The following is a 21641-nucleotide window of genomic DNA, read 5'->3' as shown; positions in this document are numbered from 1 at the left end:
TGTTTTAATAGATATAAGTTTTTATATAGTTTTAGGGGAAAATGATGCTTTGGGTAAATATCTCAAATATTTTAAAAGTTGATAAGTTTAGTGGTATTGCTCGTACCGAATATGAGTTGTGTTTATATGCATATAAGTTATTTGAGCAAAAATATGATATTAAATTCTGTACATTTGATGAGAGTTTAGGTTTTATTGAGGTTGATAGCCAAGAGTTGTCCCAAGTATTACATAATCTTAAAAGTGATTGTGTAGTTAAGAAACCAAGATTGACATTTCGTCCAAGGTTAAAGAGAAGTATTTTAAAGCGTTTAACATCACTTAAAATAGCTGTAGGAGTTGCTCATAGCGATTTTTGTGATGGTGACGTAGTCATTTCTGTTGGTCAAAACTTGGGTTCAAGTGAAATGGTCGCTTTTGAAATAGTAAAAAGAAAAGTCAATATTGAATTAAGACTACTATGTCATGACCTAATTCCTATCAATTATCCAGATTTTTTCCTAAGTCATAATACAAAACTATTTTCAAGATATATCCATCGAGCATTCAAAGTTGTAGATCATTTTTATTGTAACTCTGAATTTACAAAAAAGGAGTTATCTGAATATCAGGCTAAAGTTGGAGCTAAAAAGACTCCAATGACTGTAGTGACATTAGGCTGTGACTTATATATGAAACAAGTTACAGATAGTACAAGTGATTCTTTGAAAGACTTGATTAATACGCCATATGTTCTATTCGTTTCTACGATAGAAACTCGAAAGAATCATGATCTAATTTATCAAATGTATTTAAAATTGTTAGATCAAGGTGTTGAAAATCTGCCTAGAGCTTATTTTGTTGGTAAAAGAGGCTGGAAGGTAGAGAAACTATTACATGATTTAGATAATGATAGTCGAATTAAAGACAAAATTTTTATTTTGGATAACGTTTCTGATTCAGATCTTATACAACTTTATAAAAACTGTTGGTTTACGCTATATCCATCATTTATAGAGGGATATGGTTTGCCTGTTGCAGAAAGTCTATCTTTTGGTAAGTTTTGCCTTTCCTCAAATACAGGCTCTTTAATTGAAGTGGGTGAAAACTATATTGATTATGCTGATCCACATCAATTGGAACAATGGACTGAGAAATTTTTGTTTTTGATTAATCATCCAGATTATATTTTAGAAAAAGAAAAACATATTCATGAGCAATATAAACCTGTTTCTTGGGAAAGTTGTTCTAAAGAAATTTTGAATTCAGATGTACTCACTTGTAAATAAGACAGCTTTTCATAAATTTGGATAGAGATCTGGTAGTGGTTATAAGCTACCAAATCTTTATGTGTAACTCGAAATTATTTTATAATTAATTGGAATATAAAAATGATCTAAATCATGCTGTATCTACAGAAGAGAAGGTTGAATATTACTCTATATAAGTAATTTTTAAGATTTAATAACTAGCTAAATTGATTTTTTAGCTTTGGCCTTAACTAGACTATAAACATATCTAATGTAGTGGTACTCGACTTTTATAAAATAAAAAAGGTACCTCTACCTGATTATCGCAGTTGCATCAGCAAAAACCTATCAGATTTCAATATATCTTTTAATGTATTGAAAATACCATAGCTGTTTTTACAAATTAGTTTTTATAAGGGTATCTTCTTAGAAAAATATGTTTGTTTCAACCTTATCAAAATTATTTATTGCAATAAAATGCATATGCTTAAAAATTATTTTCAAAGTTCGCTATAGCTTAACTAGGGCAGGTCACTGCATAGCCAGTACAGTGTGTTTATATTCATGAATTCATTTTAAAGAATAAGAACGAGTGGCTTTTAGATCGAAATTGATTAGCTACTTGTAAACATCTTCAATGTCTGGGACATGGCGAAAACGTTTATAACCCCACATATAATCACTCGGTGAGCGGTTAATCATTTCTTCAATCGCTGTATTCATTGCTGTTGTTGCGACGTTAATGTTTTTATCATAAAGATTGGGATCATCTAGCGCATCACAATACACTTCAAATCCTGATTCGTTATTCATACGAAAACAACTTAATCCAACCAAATGGCATTGAGTCTTTTGAGCCATTTTACTTGCAAGTGTACTTGTGAGTGTATGTATGCCAAAAAATGGAACAATGATACCACCAGACGGATGTGGGACATGGTCTGGTAGAATTACACTAAATCCACCTTGTTTTAAATTTTTAAAAAGAAGCTTTACCCCTGTTGCATCTGTGGGTACGAGTTTAGATTTTAAAGCTTCTCTTGAATGAAGTACAAAGTCATTCATTATTTTTTCTTTAATTGGCTTATACATGATGGTTGGTTCACCATATTGGTGTACCCATGCATTCATAATTTCCCATGTCCCCAAATGAGGCGTAATGATTAATGCTCCTCTTGGATCTGCAAGTGCCTTTTTGAGTACATCTAAATTATGGACTTTCTTGACTTGATTTATACTCCATTGGGGAGGCATTGCCCAACATTTCATAAATTCAGCATAAGACATACATTGTTTTTGTACGCTTATTTTTGCAATATTTTCTCTTTCATTTTGATTTAACATTGGATATGCAAGTTTTAAGTTAATTAAAACTTTACGAAGCATTCCCTTTTTCGGTGTTTTATTAATCCACCATGCGCAGGCACGTGCAATACTTTGTAATAATGAAAGTGGAATATAGCGAAAGATCTTTAGTGGTTGCATGTAAGTTGATAGTCTATAAAGTAGAAAAGCAAACTACATGAATAAAAATTGATTTATTTTATAGTTGCTTTTAAAAATTACTTTTAATATAGATATGGAATCTATTTAGTTTTTATGTATATCTGCATTTCCTTTTAATACCATATAGATAAAGGAAACAAAAATGAGTAATGCTGCCGATAAGCTACTTACACAAAAGTATAGAATACGTTGGTAAGTGGTCATATTGAATAATTCATTATGAATAATATAGTTCATAATACACCACTGTACTAGAGAAAATACAATGATGACCAATGCACGGCGACGTACTGCTGGGCGCATAGCCATAGAATGAGCTCCCTATTAATTTATCAATATATTATGCCATTCAGAAAGATGAAGTACAATTAAATAAAAACCCTGCAATGCAGGGTTTTTATTTACTTTTTAAGATTCTTTTTTAGGTTGTTCACGTAAGCGAATACCCAAGTCGCGAAGCTGTGTTGCTTCAACAGGAGCAGGTGCTTCTGTCAGAGGACATTCAGCTGTTTTCGTTTTAGGAAATGCAATGACATCGCGAATAGAGCTTGCACCTGTCATTAGCATAATCAGGCGGTCTAAACCAAATGCTAGACCACCATGTGGAGGTGCACCAAATTTTAGGGCATTTAGTAAGAAGCTAAATTTATCTTCTGCTTCTTCATCAGAAATACCTAATGCTTCAAAGATGGCTTTTTGCATTTCTAGCGTATGAATACGTAGCGATCCACCACCAATTTCTGTGCCGTTTAATACCATGTCGTAAGCAACAGATAGTGCTTCGCCTGGGTTGTTTTTCACGTCTTCTACGCTGCTTTTTGGCAATGTAAATGGATGGTGTACAGATGTCCACTTGCCATCATCTGTTTCTTCAAACATAGGGAAGTCAACGACCCAAAGCGGTGCCCATTCACATGTTTTAAGATTTAAATCATGACCGATTTTAACACGTAGCGCACCCATTGCATCATTTACAACTTTTGCTTTATCTGCACCAAAGAATACAATATCGCCATTCTCTGCACCAACGCGTTCTAGTAGTTGCATTACAATTGGTTCAATGAATTTTACGATAGGGGATTGAAGCCCATCAATGCCTTTTTCGATTTCATTAACTTTAATATAAGCAAGACCTTTTGCACCATAGATACCAACAAACTTTGTATATTCGTCAATTTGGCTACGAGTGAGTGAACTTGCATTAGGTACACGTAGTGCAGCAATACGACCTTTAGGGTCTTTTGCTGGACCTGCAAATACCTTGAATTCTACTTCTTGCATTAAGTCTGCAACATCAACCAATTTTAACGGAATACGTAAATCTGGTTTGTCTGAAGCATAATCACGCATCGCTTCACTGTATGGCATGCGTTGGAATTTACTAAATTCTACATTTAGTAATTCTTTAAACATTTTAACAGTCATGCCTTCCATTAAATCCATGATCTCATCATCATTTAAGAATGATGTTTCAACATCGATTTGAGTAAATTCGGGCTGACGGTCTGCACGTAAATCTTCATCACGGAAGCATTTAGCAATCTGATAGTAGCGGTCGATACCACCAACCATGAGCAATTGTTTAAATAGCTGAGGTGATTGCGGCAATGCATAGAAACTACCATTAGATACACGACTTGGAACTAAATAGTCACGTGCGCCTTCAGGTGTTGCTTTAGTCAGAATAGGTGTTTCTACATCTAAAAAGCCATGGTTATCTAAATAGTTACGAATAAGATTCGTCACTTTTGAACGGAAACGAAGGCGTTCAAGCATTTCAGGACGACGAATATCTAAGAAGCGATATTTTAGACGTACATCTTCTGAAACAGTGATATTTTCATCATTTAGTGGGAATGGAGGTGTTTCAGAAGCAGATAAAACTTCAATCTCTTTACCTAGTACTTCAATCTGGCCACTCACCATATTGGCATTTTCAGTACCTTCATAGCGGCGACGTACACGACCTGTAACCTTTAATACAAATTCTGAGCGTGCTTTATCTGCTGTTACAAATGCTTCTGGTGTATCAGGGTCAATAACAACTTGTACAAGACCATCACGATCTCGCATATCAAGAAAGATGACACCGCCATGATCGCGGCGACGGTGTACCCAACCGCATAGTGTAACTGTTTGATCAATTTGGGCTTCTGTGAGTGAGCCGCAGTAATGAGTTCGCATCATGGCGTACTTAGTCCAACTTCTATTATTTAAAACTTGTGAAAATTATTTAAGTAAGTTAACACTTACTACTTGGAAACACTCAATTATGCCCACTTCAAGCCCTTGGCTCAAGGGGGTAGGCAAAAAACCTCATGTTAGTTTTATACGCACAAGTTAGTGAGATGTGTATTTATATGGGATCGTAATAGTGATTTATGGTGTATTTCATATTTAACCGTCTTTAAAATTTATAAGATATAAGTAAGCTAGGTAAGTTATAAGAAGTTATTTTGAATGCTTTAACATGTTCTATGTTAGTCTTAATTATTAAAATGATTTTAATAATATTGGCAGTTTAGTTTTCTATGTGGAGACAATGAGTTTAGTTTTCCATGAGTATTTTTTCCATGCCCATAGTTTTCCAAGTTTTCCATCTACATATACCTTAGTATCTAGGTGAGCATCTTTAGGATTTAAGTTCGTGGGTTTTTTTTCAGAAAAAACGAATAAAAATTCTCCACCAACGGCTTGAATATATGCGACTTCATCTGTAACAAAGGTTGGACTTGTACTTAAAGTTATAGCTATCGTTTTCATATAATCACTGTGTTTTTTGTGTTTGTTTTAGACATCAAAATGTTACTGATTGCATCTTATTTTTACAATTAAATACTCAATAAAACAATAGTAAAATTATCGGTTTTTTCTTTCATAAGTTAGATCTTTATTGTCGTAATTAAATCTCATATTGATTTAATTCACAATATTATATTTAAGTGAGAAATTTATTTTTTTCAAGTAGTGTTTATCTTTTAAGAGCATTTAAAAGAATATTCTTTAAAAAAATCAAACTTGATAGAGTTTTAATCATGCTTAAAATCATGAATAATTTATATAATATTTATTATAATTATTTTATTTAAAAATATATTATTGTATTAAATTATAGATAATAAATATCTTGTAATTACTAAAATATGTTATAACATAACATTAAAATAAACTGGATAGTAGTTATGTATTTAAAAGGTCGTCTATTTGTATTTTCCTTTTTGTCTATTGCAGTACAAACTGTTATGGCAGAACAAATTAATAATGCTGTGGTAGATAAACTCCCATCTATTGAGTTGAAAGCTGAAAAAACACCTAGTTCACTTTTAGATATTGCTGCAGGTGATCATGTAGTTCCCCAAAAACAGCTTTTAGAAGGTGCGACTACGATTGGTAATGCACTTAATGGTCAATCAGGCATTTACTCTGCACAGTATACGGGTGGTGTAAGCCGTCCTGTAATTCGTGGACTAGATGGTGCACGCGTAAAAATTACAGAAAACGGTGGTGATGCTTTAGATGTGTCTTCAGTTTCTCCTGACCATGCTGTTACTGTCGATCCAAATTCAGCTCAGGAAATTCAAATTCTTAAAGGTCCTGAAGCATTATTATATGGTGCTGGTTCTGTAGGTGGGTTGGTGAATGTTGTAGATAATAAAATACCAACACAAATGCCTGAAAAAGGATATGAGGGGCGTGTAGGGGCACGTTACAACACAGGAAGTGACGATATGCTGTACTCAGGTAATGCAACAATTGGCTTGGGTAGCCAAGTTGTATTACGTGTGGGTGGTTTAACACGCAATGCGAATAACTACATTTTACCGCAAGATTTACAGAGTACAGACCGCCGTCAAGACAGTACATTTGCAAAATCACATGATTATAACGCGGGATTATCATGGATTTATGATCGTGGATTTACAGGTGTTTCTTATAGTGAACGTCATGATCGCTATGGTATTCCAGGGGATAATGCAGCATATGGTGCATGTGAGCTAAATGCAGCTAAAACAGGCTTTACAACAGATTCTTGTGGACATGCTGATGAAGACGATGATGGTGCATTGTCATGGATTAACTTAAAAGAGAAACGTTATAGCTTTAAGACAGAACTTAATAACCCATTTGCTGGCTTTTCTAAACTTGCAGCACAAGCGACTTATACAGATTACCAACATCAAGAAATGGACGGTGATACACCTGATACCACGTTTAAAAGCCGTGGTACTGATGCGCGCATAACATTAGACAATGAAGCATGGGCAGGCTGGAAAGGGCAGTTTGGTACACAATATACGCAGCAAAAGCTCACAATTGGTGGTGACGAAGCGTTAATGGACCCGACCAATACCAAACGTTATAGCTTATTTGCGCTACAGCAAAAACAATGGAATCAGCTTCATTTTCAAATTTCTTCTCGAATAGACCATCAAAATATTGATGTGAAGCGTGCAAGTATTAATCCTGATGCAAAAAACTTTGAAGGGACTGCATATTCGATTGCAGGCTCAACAGATTGGGAATTTATTCCAAACTATAAATTGTCTTTAACAGCATCGCATCAAGAGCGTTTACCTATGGCACAAGAGTTATACTCTAATGGTAAACATATGGCGACCAATACCTATGAGCTAGGTAGTGATAATTTAGATACAGAAAAATCAAATAATGTTGAGCTAGGTTTTCACTTTGACAATGACCGTTTAAAATATAATGTAAGTGTATTCCATAATTGGTTCGATAACTTTATTTATGCCAATACGTTAGATCGTTATCAAGATTTTCGCTTAATTCAATATACACAGTCACAAGCACGCTTCTATGGTGTAGATGGTGATATTAGTTATATGCTTTCACCTCGTTATACTGTTGGTCTGTTTGGTGACTATGTACGTGGTAAGTTAGATGATGCAGGCAATGCACCACGTATACCTGGTGGTCGTTTGGGTGCGCGTGTAAATGCAGACTTTGGCGATGGATATACAGGTTCGGCAGAGTACTACCATGTGTTTAAGCAAGATGATATTGCAAGTTATGAAACAGATGGGCAAAGCTATAATATGCTTAATTTAGGTTTTGCATACAGTGGTGCGTTACCAAAAAATACAGGGTATCGCTTATATGCTAAAGCAAACAACTTGTTAGATAGCAAAATTTACCAACATGAGTCATTTATTGCAAATGTACCTCAAATTGGCCGCAACTTTACAGTTGGTGTGGATTTTAGCTTCTAAAATTTCACGAAAATAAGCTTGAAAAAAATGATTAGAAAACCTAGCCTAAAAACATAAGGTTAGGTTTTTTAATATGCGTATTTTACAAAGAATTCATCATAAACTTCATTTTTCTAAAAAGCAGTATACATTATTGATTGCAGGTATTTTATTGGTGGGTTATGTCTCATCTGCTGTTTATCATACTGTAAAACCGATGCCTAATGGACTAGATTATACAGGGGCTTTACACCATACCGATGTACAGTTCTTATCTGATCAGACATATATAAATGAACAGGGGCAGCAAGAACAAAAGCATCAAATTTTTGATGAAATGCTAAAAATGATTAATAGTGCAAAAACAACAATTGTTCTTGATATGTTTTTGTTGAATGATGAGGTTGGTGAGTCTAAAGAGAAGCAACGAGCGCTTACGCAGGAACTGGTTGATGCTTTAGTAAGGAAACGAGCTTTACAACCAAATAGTTCAATTACGGTACTGACAGATCCGATTAACTCGATGTATGGCGGTTTTTTACCAGAACAATATGTAAAGTTACGCCGTGTAGGAGTCGATTTAATTGAAACGAATTTGATCCCGTTACGGGCTTCTAATCCTGCTTGGTCGGGGCTTTGGTATCTATGCTGTCAGAATTTAGGAAATAATAATCAAAAAGGGTGGTTGTCTAGTCCCTTTGGTCAAGAAAAGGTGACTGTACGTAGTTACCTCGATCTATTTAATTTTAAGGCAAATCATCGCAAAACCTTAGTTGTAGATACGCCAGAAGGATGGCAGGCTTTGGTAACATCGCAAAATATTCATGCGGGAAGTTCAAGACATGATAATGTTGCACTTGTTGTTAAAGGAGCTAGTGCTGTTGATGTATTAAATACAGAGCAGCCAGTTGCACAAATGTCTGGAGGCACTTTACCTGCTGTGCTTATCGGTGGTGAGAATAACAACTCTAATTTACCTCAGGTACAAGTACTGACAGAAAAAGCAATCTACGATGCAGTTCTTCATCTCATTAATAAAAGCCAAAGTGGTGATACGATTCAAATGGCAATGTTTTATTTATCTGAGCGTCAGATAATTGATGCATTGAAGGCAGCATATCAACGTGGTGTTCATTTAAATATTTTATTAGATCCGAATAAAGATGCTTTTGGACATCAAAAAGCGGGAATGCCAAACCGTCAAGTTGCAATGGAATTGCATGATGCAGGTATTAATGTACGGTGGTGTGATACGCATGGTGAGCAGTGCCATAGTAAACTCATTATTAGACAAGGTGCGACACAAAGTGAAATGATTTTAGGGTCGGCAAATTTCACAGCACGTAATTTAAAGAACTATAATTTAGAAACTGATTTAAGGGTGATTGGTTCTAATAAACTCCAAGTTTTTAAAGATGCGGAAAACTACTTTAATACTGAGTGGTCAAACCTAAATGGTCAAAAAATGAGTGTGGGCTATGAAACCTATCAAGACTCATCTAAGTTGAGGTATTGGCTATATCGTTTCTTAGAGTGGTCAGGTATTTCGACATTTTAAAGTATAAAAAAGCGGTATTTTTACCGCTTTTTTGTTGGTCTGATTTTATGCAAGTTCATCATCTTCAGGGTTTAAATGGCGTGGTGCAGAGTTTTTCTCTTTAATGATAGAAGGGTAGTGCCAAGATGCGTAGCGCACAATAAATATGGCAATTGCCAAAATGAGAATTGCACCTGAAACGATGAGCAATCCGAAATCTGCCTGATGGTCATGTTGAATAACGGAAATGAGTAATCGAGTGAGTGCGGTAATTGCAATATAAATAAGAAAACGTACTGGCATATGGTTTGTTTTAAAATAAATCCCCACCATTGCGCCAAGCTCTAAATATATGAAAAGTAATAAAATATCATCAATCGATGCATATGGTTTTTCTGTAAATATATTAATGGTTGTATGTACGGCTGACCATGCGATTAGGCAACCTATAATAAATAACGCAAGATAGTGAAATAACTCAACTGCAAAATTTCCGATTTTATCTAACTTGGTTTCTATACGATGCCGATTAGATATCTGATCGCTCATGGGTGAATTCTCTCATTTTCATCTTTCTAGCTATAGAATAAGTAAGTTTTTTAAACTTACCTAATATTAATTTAGCTATTATCTTAATGAAATCAAATATAGGCTTCATATTAAGCGCAATTTTATAAGTTATAATTAAAGAATTAATAAGATAAAAACTGTTGATGTGGATGTTAGTGTGTAGTCATGGCAAAGAAAGAAAATACCAAAAAATCATTAAGGAATAGTCGTATTCCTATTGCTTTACGTTTGTTTTTAACCGTACTGCTAACAACATTAATTATTACTACTGTCAGTTTAGGTGTCTTTCAGTGGACAATGAAACAGAACTTTGCAAAATACGTTGCTGATGTGGAAATGCAAAAGTTAGATCATTTAATTGAAAATTTAGCAGGTATTTATAGTGTTTATCATGATTGGGGTAATGCAATACAAGCACAAATTTTACAAGTTGAAGGGCATCCGGCACCAGATGACTTTGATCGGTTATCACGTACATGGCTAAGAAGACAATATGATATTGCTTTTCAGCAACGTTATTTTAAAGAAAATACAATTTTAAATATACCAACAGGACTAGAACAAAAAGCTCCGCATATAAAAAAACAGGCACTAACGGAAAATGAAATTCGACAAATGCAAGAAAATCTTCCATCGGAGTATCAGCCTTTTGAAGGATTGAAATTTCCTCTGCAGGATAACTTTATATTGTTTGGTCGCCCTAAAGATGGACCGCCCAATTTAGACGATAGTGGTGATCGAAGTATTCAAGACCAAGCCCCAAATGAGAAACAGGATTTAGTTAATAGTGAGCCATTGACTAAAAAGTTCATTCCAATGCCCGATCGATTAGGTTTGAGTTCTCGATTATCTTTATATGATGCTAAAAAAAGGTTTTTGGTTGGACAACCACCACAAGGTTCTGTGTCATATCGACCAATTTATGTAAATGATGTCATTGTTGGTTATCTTGGACTAAGACCTGTTCTCGATCAGGATGATATTTTAAGTTTAAGTTTCTTTAGTACCCAAAAAAGAGTTCTTCTTCTAATTTATGCGGTAACTTTCTTTGCTAGTTTGTTGTTGGCTTTATTGCTTGCGACTTATTTTAAAAAACCAATTCAACAGCTTTTACAAGCGACAAAAGAACTTACAAAAGGGAATTATCAGCATAAAGTAAAAGTGCAAAGAAATGATGAACTCGGTGATTTATCAAATCAAATTAATCGTTTAGCATCTATTCTAAATCAGCATGAGAATTCAAGAAGACAGTGGGTTGCAGATACTTCACACGAGCTAAAAACCCCCCTTGCAGTATTACAAGCTCAAATTGAAGCAATCCAAGACGGTATTCGTCAAGCTACGCCAACCCATTTAACAGCAATGATGAGCCAAGTTTCAAGTTTAAAAAAACTTACTCAAGATCTATCAGATTTAGCGCAAGTTGAGGCACAGCAGTTGAAGTGCTATTTTTCAGCAGTTGATCCGTGGAAAATTATTTTACAAGAGGTAGAAAACTTTTGGCCTAAGTTTGAACAGGCAAATCTACAGATTCGTACTGAGGGAATGCATACAACTTTAATGCTCGATCATGATCGTTTTAAGCAAGTGATTGTAAATTTATTAAGTAATAGTGTGCGTTATACTGAAGAATATGGAGAAATATATATACATGCTCATCAGACAGATACATATTGGAGTGTGATTGTAGATGATAGCCCATTAGGATTGACAGATGCTCAATTAAAAAGGTTAGGGGAGCGATTTTATCGTGTAGATGATTCGCGAACTCGGGCAACAGGTGGAACAGGTTTAGGACTAGCACTTTCTGCAAAAATTATACAAGCGCTTGGGGGGGAACTTTCATTTGATCACTCTCCTCTGGGTGGATTACGTTGCACTTTAACCTTTTTGAAGAAACAGTTGGATTAGGAAAAGTATAAATGAGACATATTTTTTTAGTTGAAGATGAAGTAGAACTCGCAAGTTTAGTAAAAGATTATTTAGAAGCAGCAGGTTTCGAAGTAAGTGTTTTTCATGATGGGCAAGAGGCTTATAATAGCTTCCTACACAGAAAACCTAGTTTAATGATTCTAGATTTAATGGTACCTAAAATGGATGGTTTAACCATTTGTCGTAAGGTACGTGAGCAATCAGATTTACCAATTATTATGGTAACTGCACGCACAGAAGAGATTGATCGTGTTTTAGGTTTAAATATGGGGGCTGATGATTATGTATGTAAACCATTTAGTCCTAAAGAGTTGGTTGCACGTGTTCAAGCAGTACTTCGTCGTTTAGCGCGTAAAGATGAGCCAGAAGATACTAATTTTTTTACAATTGATGCTTCACAGCAACGTATTTGGTATAAGCAAAAAGCACTTAATTTAACGCCGACAGAGTTTAGATTATTTGAACTATTTTTAGAGCATATTGGACAAGTATATTCTCGATCTCAATTGTTAGATCATCTTAATCCAGATAGTTTTGATGTTGCAGACCGAGTGATTGATAGTCATATTAAAAACTTACGCCGTAAAATTACTGACGTAACACAAGTAGATACACAGCATGAGTGGATTCAAGCTGTGTATGGTGTTGGCTACCGTTTTGAATACCCTGAACAAATGTAATTTAAGATGAACAACTGATTGAAATTTCAGGTTCGTCACTTGCAGGTGGTACTAAATCTGATTGTTTCTCAAGATGAGGCTGCTTTGTAAAAGGTTTTGCAAGCAGCTTAAATAAACGATCTACCTCTGAAAAATCATTACATTCTGCGGCTTTAATTGCATGTTGTGCCATATGGTTGCGTAAGATGTAATGAGGGTTATTTTGTTGCATCGTTTGATCAAGTAGCTCTGTATCCTGATGCTCACGAATCTGATGGTATTTATTTAAGAATTGGTCAAAACTTGTAATATCTATGCATTCATCACGGATATCTCTATATCTGTGTTCCTGTAATGCAATAAAGCTCTGTGTGTAATCGAGTTGTGCTTGTTGTAATATTCTTAAAAAATCTAAACTACACTCAAAACTGTCTTTATGAAATGTAGGTAAGCCCATCTTTTGTGCTAAGCCTTTTTTATATGCCTCTAAAAATGTTGGTTCAAATATTTCTAGACATTCTGCTAACTCGGCTTTAAATTTTTCTTTATTTCCCTCAGGGGCAAGAGGAATTAGCTGATTGAGCCATACCCATAAATTCCAATGTGCAATACTTGGTTGTTTTTCATAAGTATAGCGTCCTTGATGATCTGAATGGTTGTTAATCCAATTAGGGCGGAATCTTTCTAAGAAACCATAAGGGCCAAAATCTAATGTAGAGCCCGTAATATTTAGGTTGTCGGTATTCATCACGCCATGTGCAAATCCAACCAGTTGCCAATGTGCAACAAGGGTTGCAGTTTTTTGAATGACTGCTTTTGCAAATGAGAGAATAGGAGAGCTTTCCTTTAAACACTCAGGATAATGCCAAGAAATACAGTGTTGAGTAAAGTCTGAAAGTAAATCAGGTGCATATTGACTAATCCATTCAAAGTGGCCAAAGCGAATGTGGCTATCGGCACTGCGTAGTAACATTGCACCTGGCTCTAATTTTTCACGTTGTACGCCTTGCAGTGAGCTTGTAAAACCAACAGCATTGCTAGAGGGAACACCTAAAGCATTGAGTGCATGTCCTGCTAAATATTCTCGAATAACAGAGCGTAATACTGCGCGACCATCTCCCATACGTGAGTAAGGTGTTTCTCCTGCACCTTTTAAATGTAGGTCTATTGTTTGCCTTTTTTTATTAGATACTTGTGCAATAAGTAATCCACGTCCATCGCCAAGAGCACCTGCCCAATGCCCAAATTGGTGTCCTGCATATGCCATAGCAAGGGGTTGGAATAATGGTAATGTTTGCTGTCCACTACATAGTGCAACCCAATTTTGTTTTTCTTCGTTACTCCACTGTAATTCATCTGCGAGAGCCTCATTAAAATGACCTGCTTTTGCACCTTTTAAAGGGGCTGGCATTTGGTAGTGATACAGCTTGCTATTAAGCTGTGGGTAACGTGGATTTAGATGCATGGAGTTATCCTCTAGGTCATTTTATTACTATAACAAAAGTGTCACATTCATGCGATTTCTTGAGTTTTATACTGAATAAAAGAAAGTATATTTTCTAATGTATTTTTATAATAATCGATTAATATAGCCTTCACGTTTGTAGTGAAGAGATTGTGCGTGAGACTGAGTGAAAATATGCTAGGCTTGACATGTATAGGCATCGCATATATATTGTATATACGTTTTTTATTGGCTTTAGGGGTAAATACGCGATGACTGATCAACCCCAACGAAAAAAAGCCAGTAAAAAAGACAGTCAGCTTTTAATTCGTATTAATAGTGCTGAACGAGATCAATTTATTGATTTATGCGATGAGTTAGATACAAGTGCGGCACGCGAATTGAGAAAATTTATCCGTAGTTTTATTAAAAAACATCAGTCAACGGGTATGCATAACGAGGAGTAACTTATGTCTAAACAAGTTAAAACTTTGAAAAAAGAACTTAAAGCACGTCTTGCAAAAATTGCTAAACACGAAAGCAAAGTAAAAAAATTGCAAAAAGAACTTAAAAAACAAAAATAATTTAAATTATTTTTGTTAAGCATATAAATATATTTATATGCTGATGTAAAAAGGCTGAACTTATGAAAAGTTCAGCCTTTTTATTTATAAGAAACTATGTTGCTGAAGGTGGAGTAGTTTTGGGTAAGCTCTTTACCATAATTTCTAAACGTGCTCTATGATGTTGTAAGCGTTGCTCGATGAGCTGAAATTCAAGTTTTAACTTATCATCCATCTGATGTAGTTTTTCAGTCATACGTTGCTTTTTAGCAAGCATTTCTTGCTCTTTTAGCTTTGCCATATCATTGAGTGTATGTGTAAATGCTTCGTACTCTTGTGCAATACGGTCTTTCATATTATGAAAGTCTTCACTGACATCATGCCCATAAATAGCAAGATTTTGTTCTGCATACTTAAACTTCATGGCAAGCTCAGCTTTTTTAATATTTAAGCTTGGAATTCTTCTAAGATTTTTTGCGAGTCCAAATCTTGAACATGTCCAAATGAGCCATTTTGTTGGGTCATATTGCCACCATTTTACGCCGTTTCGATAGTCATACTGGAAAATATGATGATAGTTATGGTATCCCTCACCCCATGTAGCAATCGCCAACCAAAAGTTATCGCGTGCTGTATTTTCATCGGTATAAGGACGTTTACCAAACATATGACATAGTGAGTTAATGAAAAAGGTAACATGATGGCTAAGAACAAGACGCAATAAACCACCAAGTAGAATGACGCCCCAAATGTCACCAACCGCCCAGCCAACACCTAGTAAAATGACACTGTGTACAGCAATTACCAGTGGAACATAATATTTATGCTGAAACATCACCAGTTTGTCATTCATCAGATCTGGCGCATTTTTATAGTTGGCTTCTGCTGCTGGATAATCACGAATCATCCAACCTAAGTGTGCGTACCAAAAACCTTTTTTAATAGAGTAGGGGTCTTTTTCAATATCATCTACGTGACGATGGTGTGTTCTATGTCCTGATGCCCAATATAAAATACTATTTTGAATGGCAAATGTACCGCCAATCATTAAAATAATTTTTAATGGTAATGATGCCTCATAAGCACGATGTGCCCATAAGCGGTGATAACCTGCTGTAATACTTAAACTGCTAAAAGCCAATAAGAAGAAAAGGCTAATCCATGCTGACAATGAAAAATTATGATGGTACGCATAAAGCGGTATGGCAATCATAGACAGAATCGGTGTGCCGAGCAATGTAATTGCTGCTGTCCAATTGATCGGAGCTTTAAGCGTTTGGGACGAAGGAGTCATAAGAGACGCTCCCAAAGTAATAAGGTGGTAAGTTTCAAAGTTTACCTTTGAAAATACTGTGCGTAAAAGTTAAACGCCAAATATGAGTATATATAATAGAATACACTTGTATATTAGGGCAAATATAAATATAAAAATCTTTTAATTTAAATATTTATATTCCAAATACTATAGCGCATTTTTCATTCGTATTGGAATATCTGTAATAAGACCGTCTACACCAAATTGTTTCAATTCTTGTGCACGTTGAATATTATTAACTGTCCAAACACTCACATTTAGCCCAGCTTTATGGGTTTGAGTAATGATGTCTTGAGTTGCAAGAGTATCCATCCATCCAATGCGGTCACATTCTAAAGATAGTGCTTTTTCAATCGCTTCTTGTTGGATATTTTCTTCGATGAGCAATCCACGTTTAAAATGACATTTTTCTTGTTGTAGTACTTGAAGAATTTTTTCATCAAAACTGGTAATAGTGGCTTGTTGTTCAAAACCATTGAGTAGTTTAAGTAGGCTTTGGCACAGTCGTTTTGCTTCATTAATAGAAGTAACTGCTTTGACTTCAACTTCAATATGAGTAAAGTTTTGAATAATTTTGAGTGTTTCAGTAAGCGTTGGCGTGGGTTCAGCCTGTTGCCAATCTTTCCATTTTAAACGATGGTCATGCGATTTTAAATCAGCCAAAGTCGATGTATAAATAGACTGGGGTTGACCTGAAGTTCGTTCTAAACTTTCATCATGAATGACAACCAATGTCCCATCGTTAAGTTGTCTAACATCAAATTCAACAGCCGTAATACCAATTTCTTTTAAGTACTGAAATCCACCAAGTGTATTTTCAGGTGCTTCGTTTCTTGCACCACGATGACCAATAATTTGCATTGTTAGAGTCGTCTAAAAACAAAGATAAAAAGATTATATGAGCTTGAGATGTCAAAAAGTTTGCAATTCAGCATTGTTTTGCTAAAAATAATGATAAGGAAACTTATATATTATGCTTGATCAAGCATCATTTGGGGCAAGAAGAACTTATGCGAACTCGTGCTAAGATTTGTGGAATTACGCGTTTAGAAGATGCTCAAGCAGTAGTAAATGCAGGTGCAGATGCAATTGGCTTGGTATTTTACGAGCTAAGTCCACGATATGTTGCTATACCTCAAGCTGAAAAAATTGCAAAAATGATTCCACCTTATGTACAAATTGTGGGATTATTTGTAAATGCAGAAATTGATGAAATAAAAAATATACTTAATCATGTTACTTTAGATGTTTTGCAGTTTCATGGTCACGAAACCCCAGAGCAATGTATGTTTATTGCTCAACAATTTGGTAAGCGTTGGTATAAGGCGATTCAAGTTAAGCCTGAGCTAGACTTAATTGCTGAAATAAAGCGTTATCAAAAAGCAGGCGCAAGTGCTATTTTACTTGATGCTTGGCATCCTGAACTCAAAGGGGGGACAGGATTGCAATTTGACTGGTCTCAATTTCCTCGCTTAGATATTCCGCTGATATTGGCAGGTGGTTTAGCGCCTGATAATGTTACAGAGGCAATTGAAACTACCCAAACATTTGCAGTCGATGTAAGTGGTGGGGTAGAGCTAAGTAAAGGAATAAAAGACCATCAACTGATAGAAAAATTTATGCAAGGAGTCCATTGTGGATCAGCAAAATAAGATTGACTACACACAATATCCAGATGCAAAAGGGCATTTTGGTATTCATGGCGGACGATTTGTGTCAGAAACATTAATGGCAGCATTGGAAGATTTAGAATCTCTCTATGAGAGAATGAAAAATGATGCCCAGTTTCTTGCAGAATTCGATCGTGATTTGGCCTATTATGTTGGCCGTCCAAGTCCTCTTTATTATGCTGAGCGATGGTCGAAACATCTTGGTGGCGCACAAATTTACTTAAAGCGTGAAGACTTAAACCATACAGGTTCGCATAAAGTAAATAATACAATTGGGCAAGCACTGTTGGCCAAACTTTCAGGCAAAAAACGTATTATTGCTGAAACAGGTGCTGGGCAGCATGGTGTGGCAACAGCAACAATTGCAGCACGTTTGGGTATTGAATGCGTTGTATATATGGGTGCAGATGATGTAAAGCGTCAGGCAATGAATGTATACCGTATGCGATTACTCGGTGCAAAAGTCGTACCTGTGACCAGTGGTTCTCGTACGCTAAAAGATGCTATGAATGAAGCAATGCGTGACTGGGTAAGTAATGTAGATAGTACTTACTATGTGATTGGGACGGTTGCAGGTCCACATCCATACCCACAGTTGGTACGTGACTTCCAGTCAATTATTGGACGTGAAGCCCGTCAGCAAATTCAAGACCAAGCAGGTCGTTTACCTGATGCGTTAGTGGCATGTGTGGGTGGTGGATCAAATGCAATGGGCTTGTTTTATCCATTTTTAAACGATACCGATGTTGCAATGTACGGTGTTGAAGCCGCAGGTTTAGGTGTTGAAACGGGTAAACACTCGGCACCGCTTAATGCAGGTCATGTGGGTGTTCTACATGGTAATAGAACTTATTTAATGAGTGATGCTCAAGGACAGATTATTGAAACACATAGTATCTCTGCTGGATTAGATTATCCGGGTGTGGGCCCTGAGCATAGTTTCTTAAAAGATATGAAACGTGTTCAATATGTTCCAATTACAGATGATGAAGCATTACAAGGTTTTCGTGATTTGACGAAGATTGAAGGGATTATTCCTGCGTTAGAAAGTGCACATGCGATGGCATATGTTTCTAAACTTGCGCCAACCATGTCTAAAGATCAAATACTTATTGCAACGGTTTCAGGTCGTGGCGATAAAGATTTAATGACCGTTGCGCGTTTAGATGGTATAGAAATGGTTGATATGTAAAATATAGATTTATAAAAAAGGCGCATAATATGCGCCTTTTTTTGCTTAGTCTTTGAAGTTATTAAATTGCAATGGAATACCAAATTGCTCTTCACGTAAGAAAGTCATTAATTTTTGTAGAGTATCGCGTTTTTTGTCGCTTACACGAATTTTATCCCCTTGAATAGAGGATTGAACTTTAATGCCACTTTCTTTAATGGCTTTATTTACTTTTTTAGCAGTGTCGGAATCCAAACCATCTTTCAGTTTAATGACTTGAACAAAGTATTTACCTGAAGCAGATGCCTTTTGTGGATCCATTGCTTGAATATCAATTTTACGTTTAAAAAAATGGTTTTCGAGCATGCTATAAACTTGTTCACATTGAAAGTCATTTTCTGTAGAGATTTTAATCTCTTTTGACTTCTCATTGAGTTCTACAGTTACATCTTGACCACGAAAATCAAAACGTGTTGCGATCTCTTTCTGTGTATTTTGTACAGCGTGGTTGACTTCAAAAGTCTCAAGTTCGGAAACAATATCAAAAGAAGGCATATCTAGCACCTTTACAAGTGGATGAAATATCTGAGATGCTAAGAGGGTTTTCGTGATTTGCCAAGTGTTGTTTATATAAAAGGAGTACACAATGATCCGTAAACAAGAAATTACAACATTTGAGTTCCCAGATAACGCTGTTATTTGGGATGTTAGAGATGAAAATGCTTATGCAGAAGCACATCTAAAAGGTGCAATCAATCAACCGATTGACCATATCAATGAAAGTGCATTGGCAGAAGTTGCATCAGATCAACCGATTTATATTTTATGTGGTGGTGGTAGTAAAGCGCCCAGAGCTGCTGAGAAGCTAGAAGGCTTTGATAGTGGCAGAGAATACGTAGTGCTCATGGGTGGTACACGTGCAGCAAAAGCAGCGGGATTACCTATAGAATAAAAAAGCGCCTTAGGGCGCTTTTTTATTCTGATAGTAAGGTTTTTTAGGTTTAACTTTTTTTATGAATCTCTGGGGATTGAGTTTGTCTAAAATACTGATGGGCACAGGGCAAAGCTCATTAAGCACTTGAGCTGCTACAATTTCACTACATAGAGGTGCAAACAAGAAACCCTTAGAGCCTAATCCTGAACAGGTATATATATTTGTTTCTGCTTTACATTTTCCAAGGAGCGGAAAGTAATCGGCACTTTGCGCACGTATAGATGCTCGACCCTCCCAATTTTCTATATTTTCTAATGTGCTGGCATATTCAGGATAAATTTTTTGTATGAGTGCAAGGTTATGCGCATGATCTTCTAGAAGAACATCATTATCATCTCTTTGTGGATGAAAAGATGCACCTAAGATAAGCTGCTTTGCATTAAGTTGCATGGCATAGCCACCATAGCTAAATGCAAGGTTATGTGGCAATGGACGACTCTCATTCTTAAGCCAACTGACTTGTCCACGAATAGGTTTAAGTTTTGGTAAGTTCGAAATAAGCAGGTGGCTATCTTTAGCTGTGCATACAATGATGAGGTCGGCAGAAAATTTTTGTTGTGATATGTCTGTAAGGTAAGTCTGTTCTGCATCTTCTTCAATATGTGTGATTTCAGTCTTGATAAGCTGAATAAGAGGATGGCTTAAGATTTCTTCTGCTAGTACTTGGGGATTAACAACACCTGCATTCTTTAATTGTATAGATGTATATTCCGATTTCAGAAAAGAAGAAGTAGTATGACTGATTTCACTTTCAGGGTAATCGTTTACAAGTTTTTCAAGTTCCCCATTTTTTTTAATATCGGTTTGTTGGACAGTAATACTATTGAATGCTTTGAACTGTCGATAATATGAGCATGCATATTGCCAACTTAGACTCATTAAATGTTCATGGTTTTGTGTGGCAGGACACAGTTTGGGATTGAGTAATGCAAGTGGATTGCCTGAAGCCCCTGAAATTGCATCTGTACGGTCATAAATTTTAATATGGTGTCCACGCTTTGCAAATGCCCAAGCATGGCTTAAACCCGCAATTCCTGCGCCAATAATAGCAATATTAAGTGGCGTGCTAAGGTGTTTTGTATGATCAGCTTCTAAAGTTGGCCAAATTGCTTTGAGCATTTCTCGTTTATGGCCAAAACCCTTTGGTCTTGAAATTTCGATGCCATGTGCTTTAAGCCCACGTTTAATCATTCCTGCGACACTAAATGATGCAAAAGTTGTGCTAGGTGCAGAGAGCCTAACAATATGTTCAAGGACATTTTTTTGCCATAGCTCAGGGTTACAAAATGGCGCAAACCCATCTAAAAACCAAGCATTTACAACGCCTGTTTTAGGAATGATAGGAAAAACATCTTCAGCATCACCTAGCCATAAATCTATACTAAAGCGTGCATTCGGAAAATTCAGCCTATGACAACCTGAAATGGGTGTAGGGTATTGTGAAATTAACTGTTCTGCCAAAGGTTTAAGCTCAGGCCATGCTTTTAAGGCACGCACTAAATCTTCTTTTGAAAGAGGAAATTTCTCAACGGTCACAACATGCAAGTGGCTTTGATTGTGGGGTTGTACATCTTGCCAAAGTTGCCACAATGCTAAAATATTTAAGCCCGTACCAAAGCCTGTTTCACCTACACAAAAGTATTCATAACTATTGAGCTGTGAGAGTCTAGTTGATAAATCATTTCCGTTTAAAAAGACATGGCGTGTTTCTAGTAAGCCATTGTCTTTAGAAAAGTAGACATCTCCAAACTGTGTTGAAACTGGAATATCAATACCATCGACCTGTTGCCATGTAAGCTCGGCCGTTTGAATTTTACCAAACAATCTTTAACCCTTTA

Annotated in this window: 19 protein-coding genes; 9 read left to right on the top strand and 10 right to left on the bottom strand. The window is 36.0% G+C overall.

Translation table 11 applies throughout. The features are described from left to right. The first annotated feature begins 41 nt into the window (after window positions 1-41). Window positions 42-1268 (top strand): glycosyltransferase, encoded by a 1227-nt coding sequence (locus tag AC1MPL_RS00550; RefSeq protein WP_479763389.1) that lies wholly within the window; start codon window positions 42-44, stop codon window positions 1266-1268. A gap of 579 nt (window positions 1269-1847) precedes the next feature. On the opposite strand, the gene AC1MPL_RS00545 is transcribed toward AC1MPL_RS00550, so the two are convergent. From AC1MPL_RS00545 to AC1MPL_RS00530, 4 genes are all read right to left on the bottom strand, one after another. After that, window positions 1848-2714 (bottom strand): lysophospholipid acyltransferase family protein, encoded by an 867-nt coding sequence (locus tag AC1MPL_RS00545; protein ID WP_479763388.1) that lies wholly within the window; start codon window positions 2712-2714, stop codon window positions 1848-1850. A 105-nt stretch (window positions 2715-2819) separates the two neighbouring features. After that, a complete protein-coding gene (locus tag AC1MPL_RS00540; RefSeq protein WP_023272942.1) occupies window positions 2820-3044 on the bottom strand; it encodes a hypothetical protein in 225 nt (74 codons plus the stop codon). A 99-nt stretch (window positions 3045-3143) separates the two neighbouring features. Further along, window positions 3144-4922, bottom strand: coding sequence for an aspartate--tRNA ligase (gene aspS / locus AC1MPL_RS00535; RefSeq protein WP_479763386.1), 1779 nt, complete (start codon window positions 4920-4922; stop codon window positions 3144-3146). Between the two features lie 342 nt (window positions 4923-5264). Continuing rightward, window positions 5265-5498: a hypothetical protein gene (locus AC1MPL_RS00530; RefSeq protein ID WP_479763384.1), complete on the bottom strand. Its 234-nt coding sequence runs from the start codon at window positions 5496-5498 to the stop codon at window positions 5265-5267. A gap of 419 nt (window positions 5499-5917) precedes the next feature. On the opposite strand from AC1MPL_RS00530, the gene znuD reads away from it, so the two are divergent. Together znuD and AC1MPL_RS00520 are read left to right on the top strand one after the other, a co-directional pair. Next, the gene (gene znuD / locus AC1MPL_RS00525) at window positions 5918-7969 is read left to right on the top strand and encodes a zinc piracy TonB-dependent receptor ZnuD (RefSeq protein ID WP_479763382.1); all 2052 of its coding nucleotides are present in this window, start codon (window positions 5918-5920) and stop codon (window positions 7967-7969) included. A gap of 73 nt (window positions 7970-8042) precedes the next feature. Beyond that, window positions 8043-9506 carry a phospholipase D-like domain-containing protein gene (locus AC1MPL_RS00520; protein WP_479763380.1) on the top strand — a complete coding sequence of 488 codons (1464 nt, stop codon included), beginning with the start codon at window positions 8043-8045 and terminating at the stop codon, window positions 9504-9506. Between the two features lie 45 nt (window positions 9507-9551). On the opposite strand, the gene AC1MPL_RS00515 is transcribed toward AC1MPL_RS00520, so the two are convergent. After that, a complete protein-coding gene (locus AC1MPL_RS00515) occupies window positions 9552-10034 on the bottom strand; it encodes a phosphate-starvation-inducible protein PsiE (protein WP_479763378.1) in 483 nt (160 codons plus the stop codon). Between the two features lie 186 nt (window positions 10035-10220). Between AC1MPL_RS00515 and baeS the strand changes: the two genes are divergently transcribed. Further along, entirely contained in the window at window positions 10221-11966 is a 1746-nt protein-coding gene (baeS, locus tag AC1MPL_RS00510; protein ID WP_479763377.1) for a sensor histidine kinase efflux regulator BaeS, read from the top strand. 11 nt (window positions 11967-11977) lie between these two features. Then, a complete protein-coding gene (locus AC1MPL_RS00505) occupies window positions 11978-12667 on the top strand; it encodes a response regulator (RefSeq protein WP_479763375.1) in 690 nt (229 codons plus the stop codon). Window position 12668: 1 nt separating this feature from the next. Here AC1MPL_RS00505 and AC1MPL_RS00500 read toward each other — a convergent pair whose 3' ends face one another. After that, window positions 12669-14111, bottom strand: coding sequence for a protein adenylyltransferase SelO (locus tag AC1MPL_RS00500; protein ID WP_479763373.1), 1443 nt, complete (start codon window positions 14109-14111; stop codon window positions 12669-12671). A gap of 251 nt (window positions 14112-14362) precedes the next feature. Here AC1MPL_RS00500 and AC1MPL_RS00495 point away from each other — a divergent pair, with 251 nt between their 5' ends. Beyond that, a complete protein-coding gene (locus AC1MPL_RS00495; protein ID WP_479763371.1) occupies window positions 14363-14557 on the top strand; it encodes a hypothetical protein in 195 nt (64 codons plus the stop codon). 211 nt (window positions 14558-14768) lie between these two features. On the opposite strand, the gene AC1MPL_RS00490 is transcribed toward AC1MPL_RS00495, so the two are convergent. Then, the gene (locus AC1MPL_RS00490) at window positions 14769-15947 is read right to left on the bottom strand and encodes a fatty acid desaturase (protein ID WP_479763369.1); all 1179 of its coding nucleotides are present in this window, start codon (window positions 15945-15947) and stop codon (window positions 14769-14771) included. A 168-nt stretch (window positions 15948-16115) separates the two neighbouring features. After that, the gene (locus AC1MPL_RS00485; protein ID WP_479763367.1) at window positions 16116-16829 is read right to left on the bottom strand and encodes a glycerophosphodiester phosphodiesterase; all 714 of its coding nucleotides are present in this window, start codon (window positions 16827-16829) and stop codon (window positions 16116-16118) included. A gap of 149 nt (window positions 16830-16978) precedes the next feature. Here AC1MPL_RS00485 and AC1MPL_RS00480 point away from each other — a divergent pair, with 149 nt between their 5' ends. Continuing rightward, window positions 16979-17620, top strand: a complete 642-nt coding sequence (locus tag AC1MPL_RS00480; protein ID WP_479763365.1) for a phosphoribosylanthranilate isomerase — start codon at window positions 16979-16981, stop codon at window positions 17618-17620. After that, window positions 17604-18830 carry a tryptophan synthase subunit beta gene (trpB, locus tag AC1MPL_RS00475; protein WP_479763364.1) on the top strand — a complete coding sequence of 409 codons (1227 nt, stop codon included), beginning with the start codon at window positions 17604-17606 and terminating at the stop codon, window positions 18828-18830. The genes AC1MPL_RS00480 and trpB overlap by 17 nt, the downstream gene beginning before the upstream one ends. Before the next feature lie 45 nt (window positions 18831-18875). On the opposite strand, the gene AC1MPL_RS00470 is transcribed toward trpB, so the two are convergent. Then, complete coding sequence (locus AC1MPL_RS00470; RefSeq protein ID WP_479763362.1) at window positions 18876-19364, bottom strand: YajQ family cyclic di-GMP-binding protein; 489 nt, start codon at window positions 19362-19364, stop codon at window positions 18876-18878. Window positions 19365-19455: 91 nt separating this feature from the next. Here AC1MPL_RS00470 and AC1MPL_RS00465 point away from each other — a divergent pair, with 91 nt between their 5' ends. Further along, window positions 19456-19761, top strand: a complete 306-nt coding sequence (locus AC1MPL_RS00465) for a rhodanese-like domain-containing protein (protein WP_479763361.1) — start codon at window positions 19456-19458, stop codon at window positions 19759-19761. 9 nt (window positions 19762-19770) lie between these two features. Here the strand turns inward: AC1MPL_RS00465 and mnmC are convergent, their stop codons facing one another. Next, entirely contained in the window at window positions 19771-21627 is a 1857-nt protein-coding gene (gene mnmC / locus AC1MPL_RS00460) for a bifunctional tRNA (5-methylaminomethyl-2-thiouridine)(34)-methyltransferase MnmC2/FAD-dependent 5-carboxymethylaminomethyl-2-thiouridine(34) oxidoreductase MnmC1 (RefSeq protein WP_479763360.1), read from the bottom strand. Window positions 21628-21641: the final 14 nt, after the last annotated feature.

Source organism: Acinetobacter sp. N1-1, assembly GCF_056711485.1.
The sequence above is the reverse complement of the archived record's forward strand: the minus strand, read 5'-3'. Positions and strand labels throughout refer to the sequence as shown.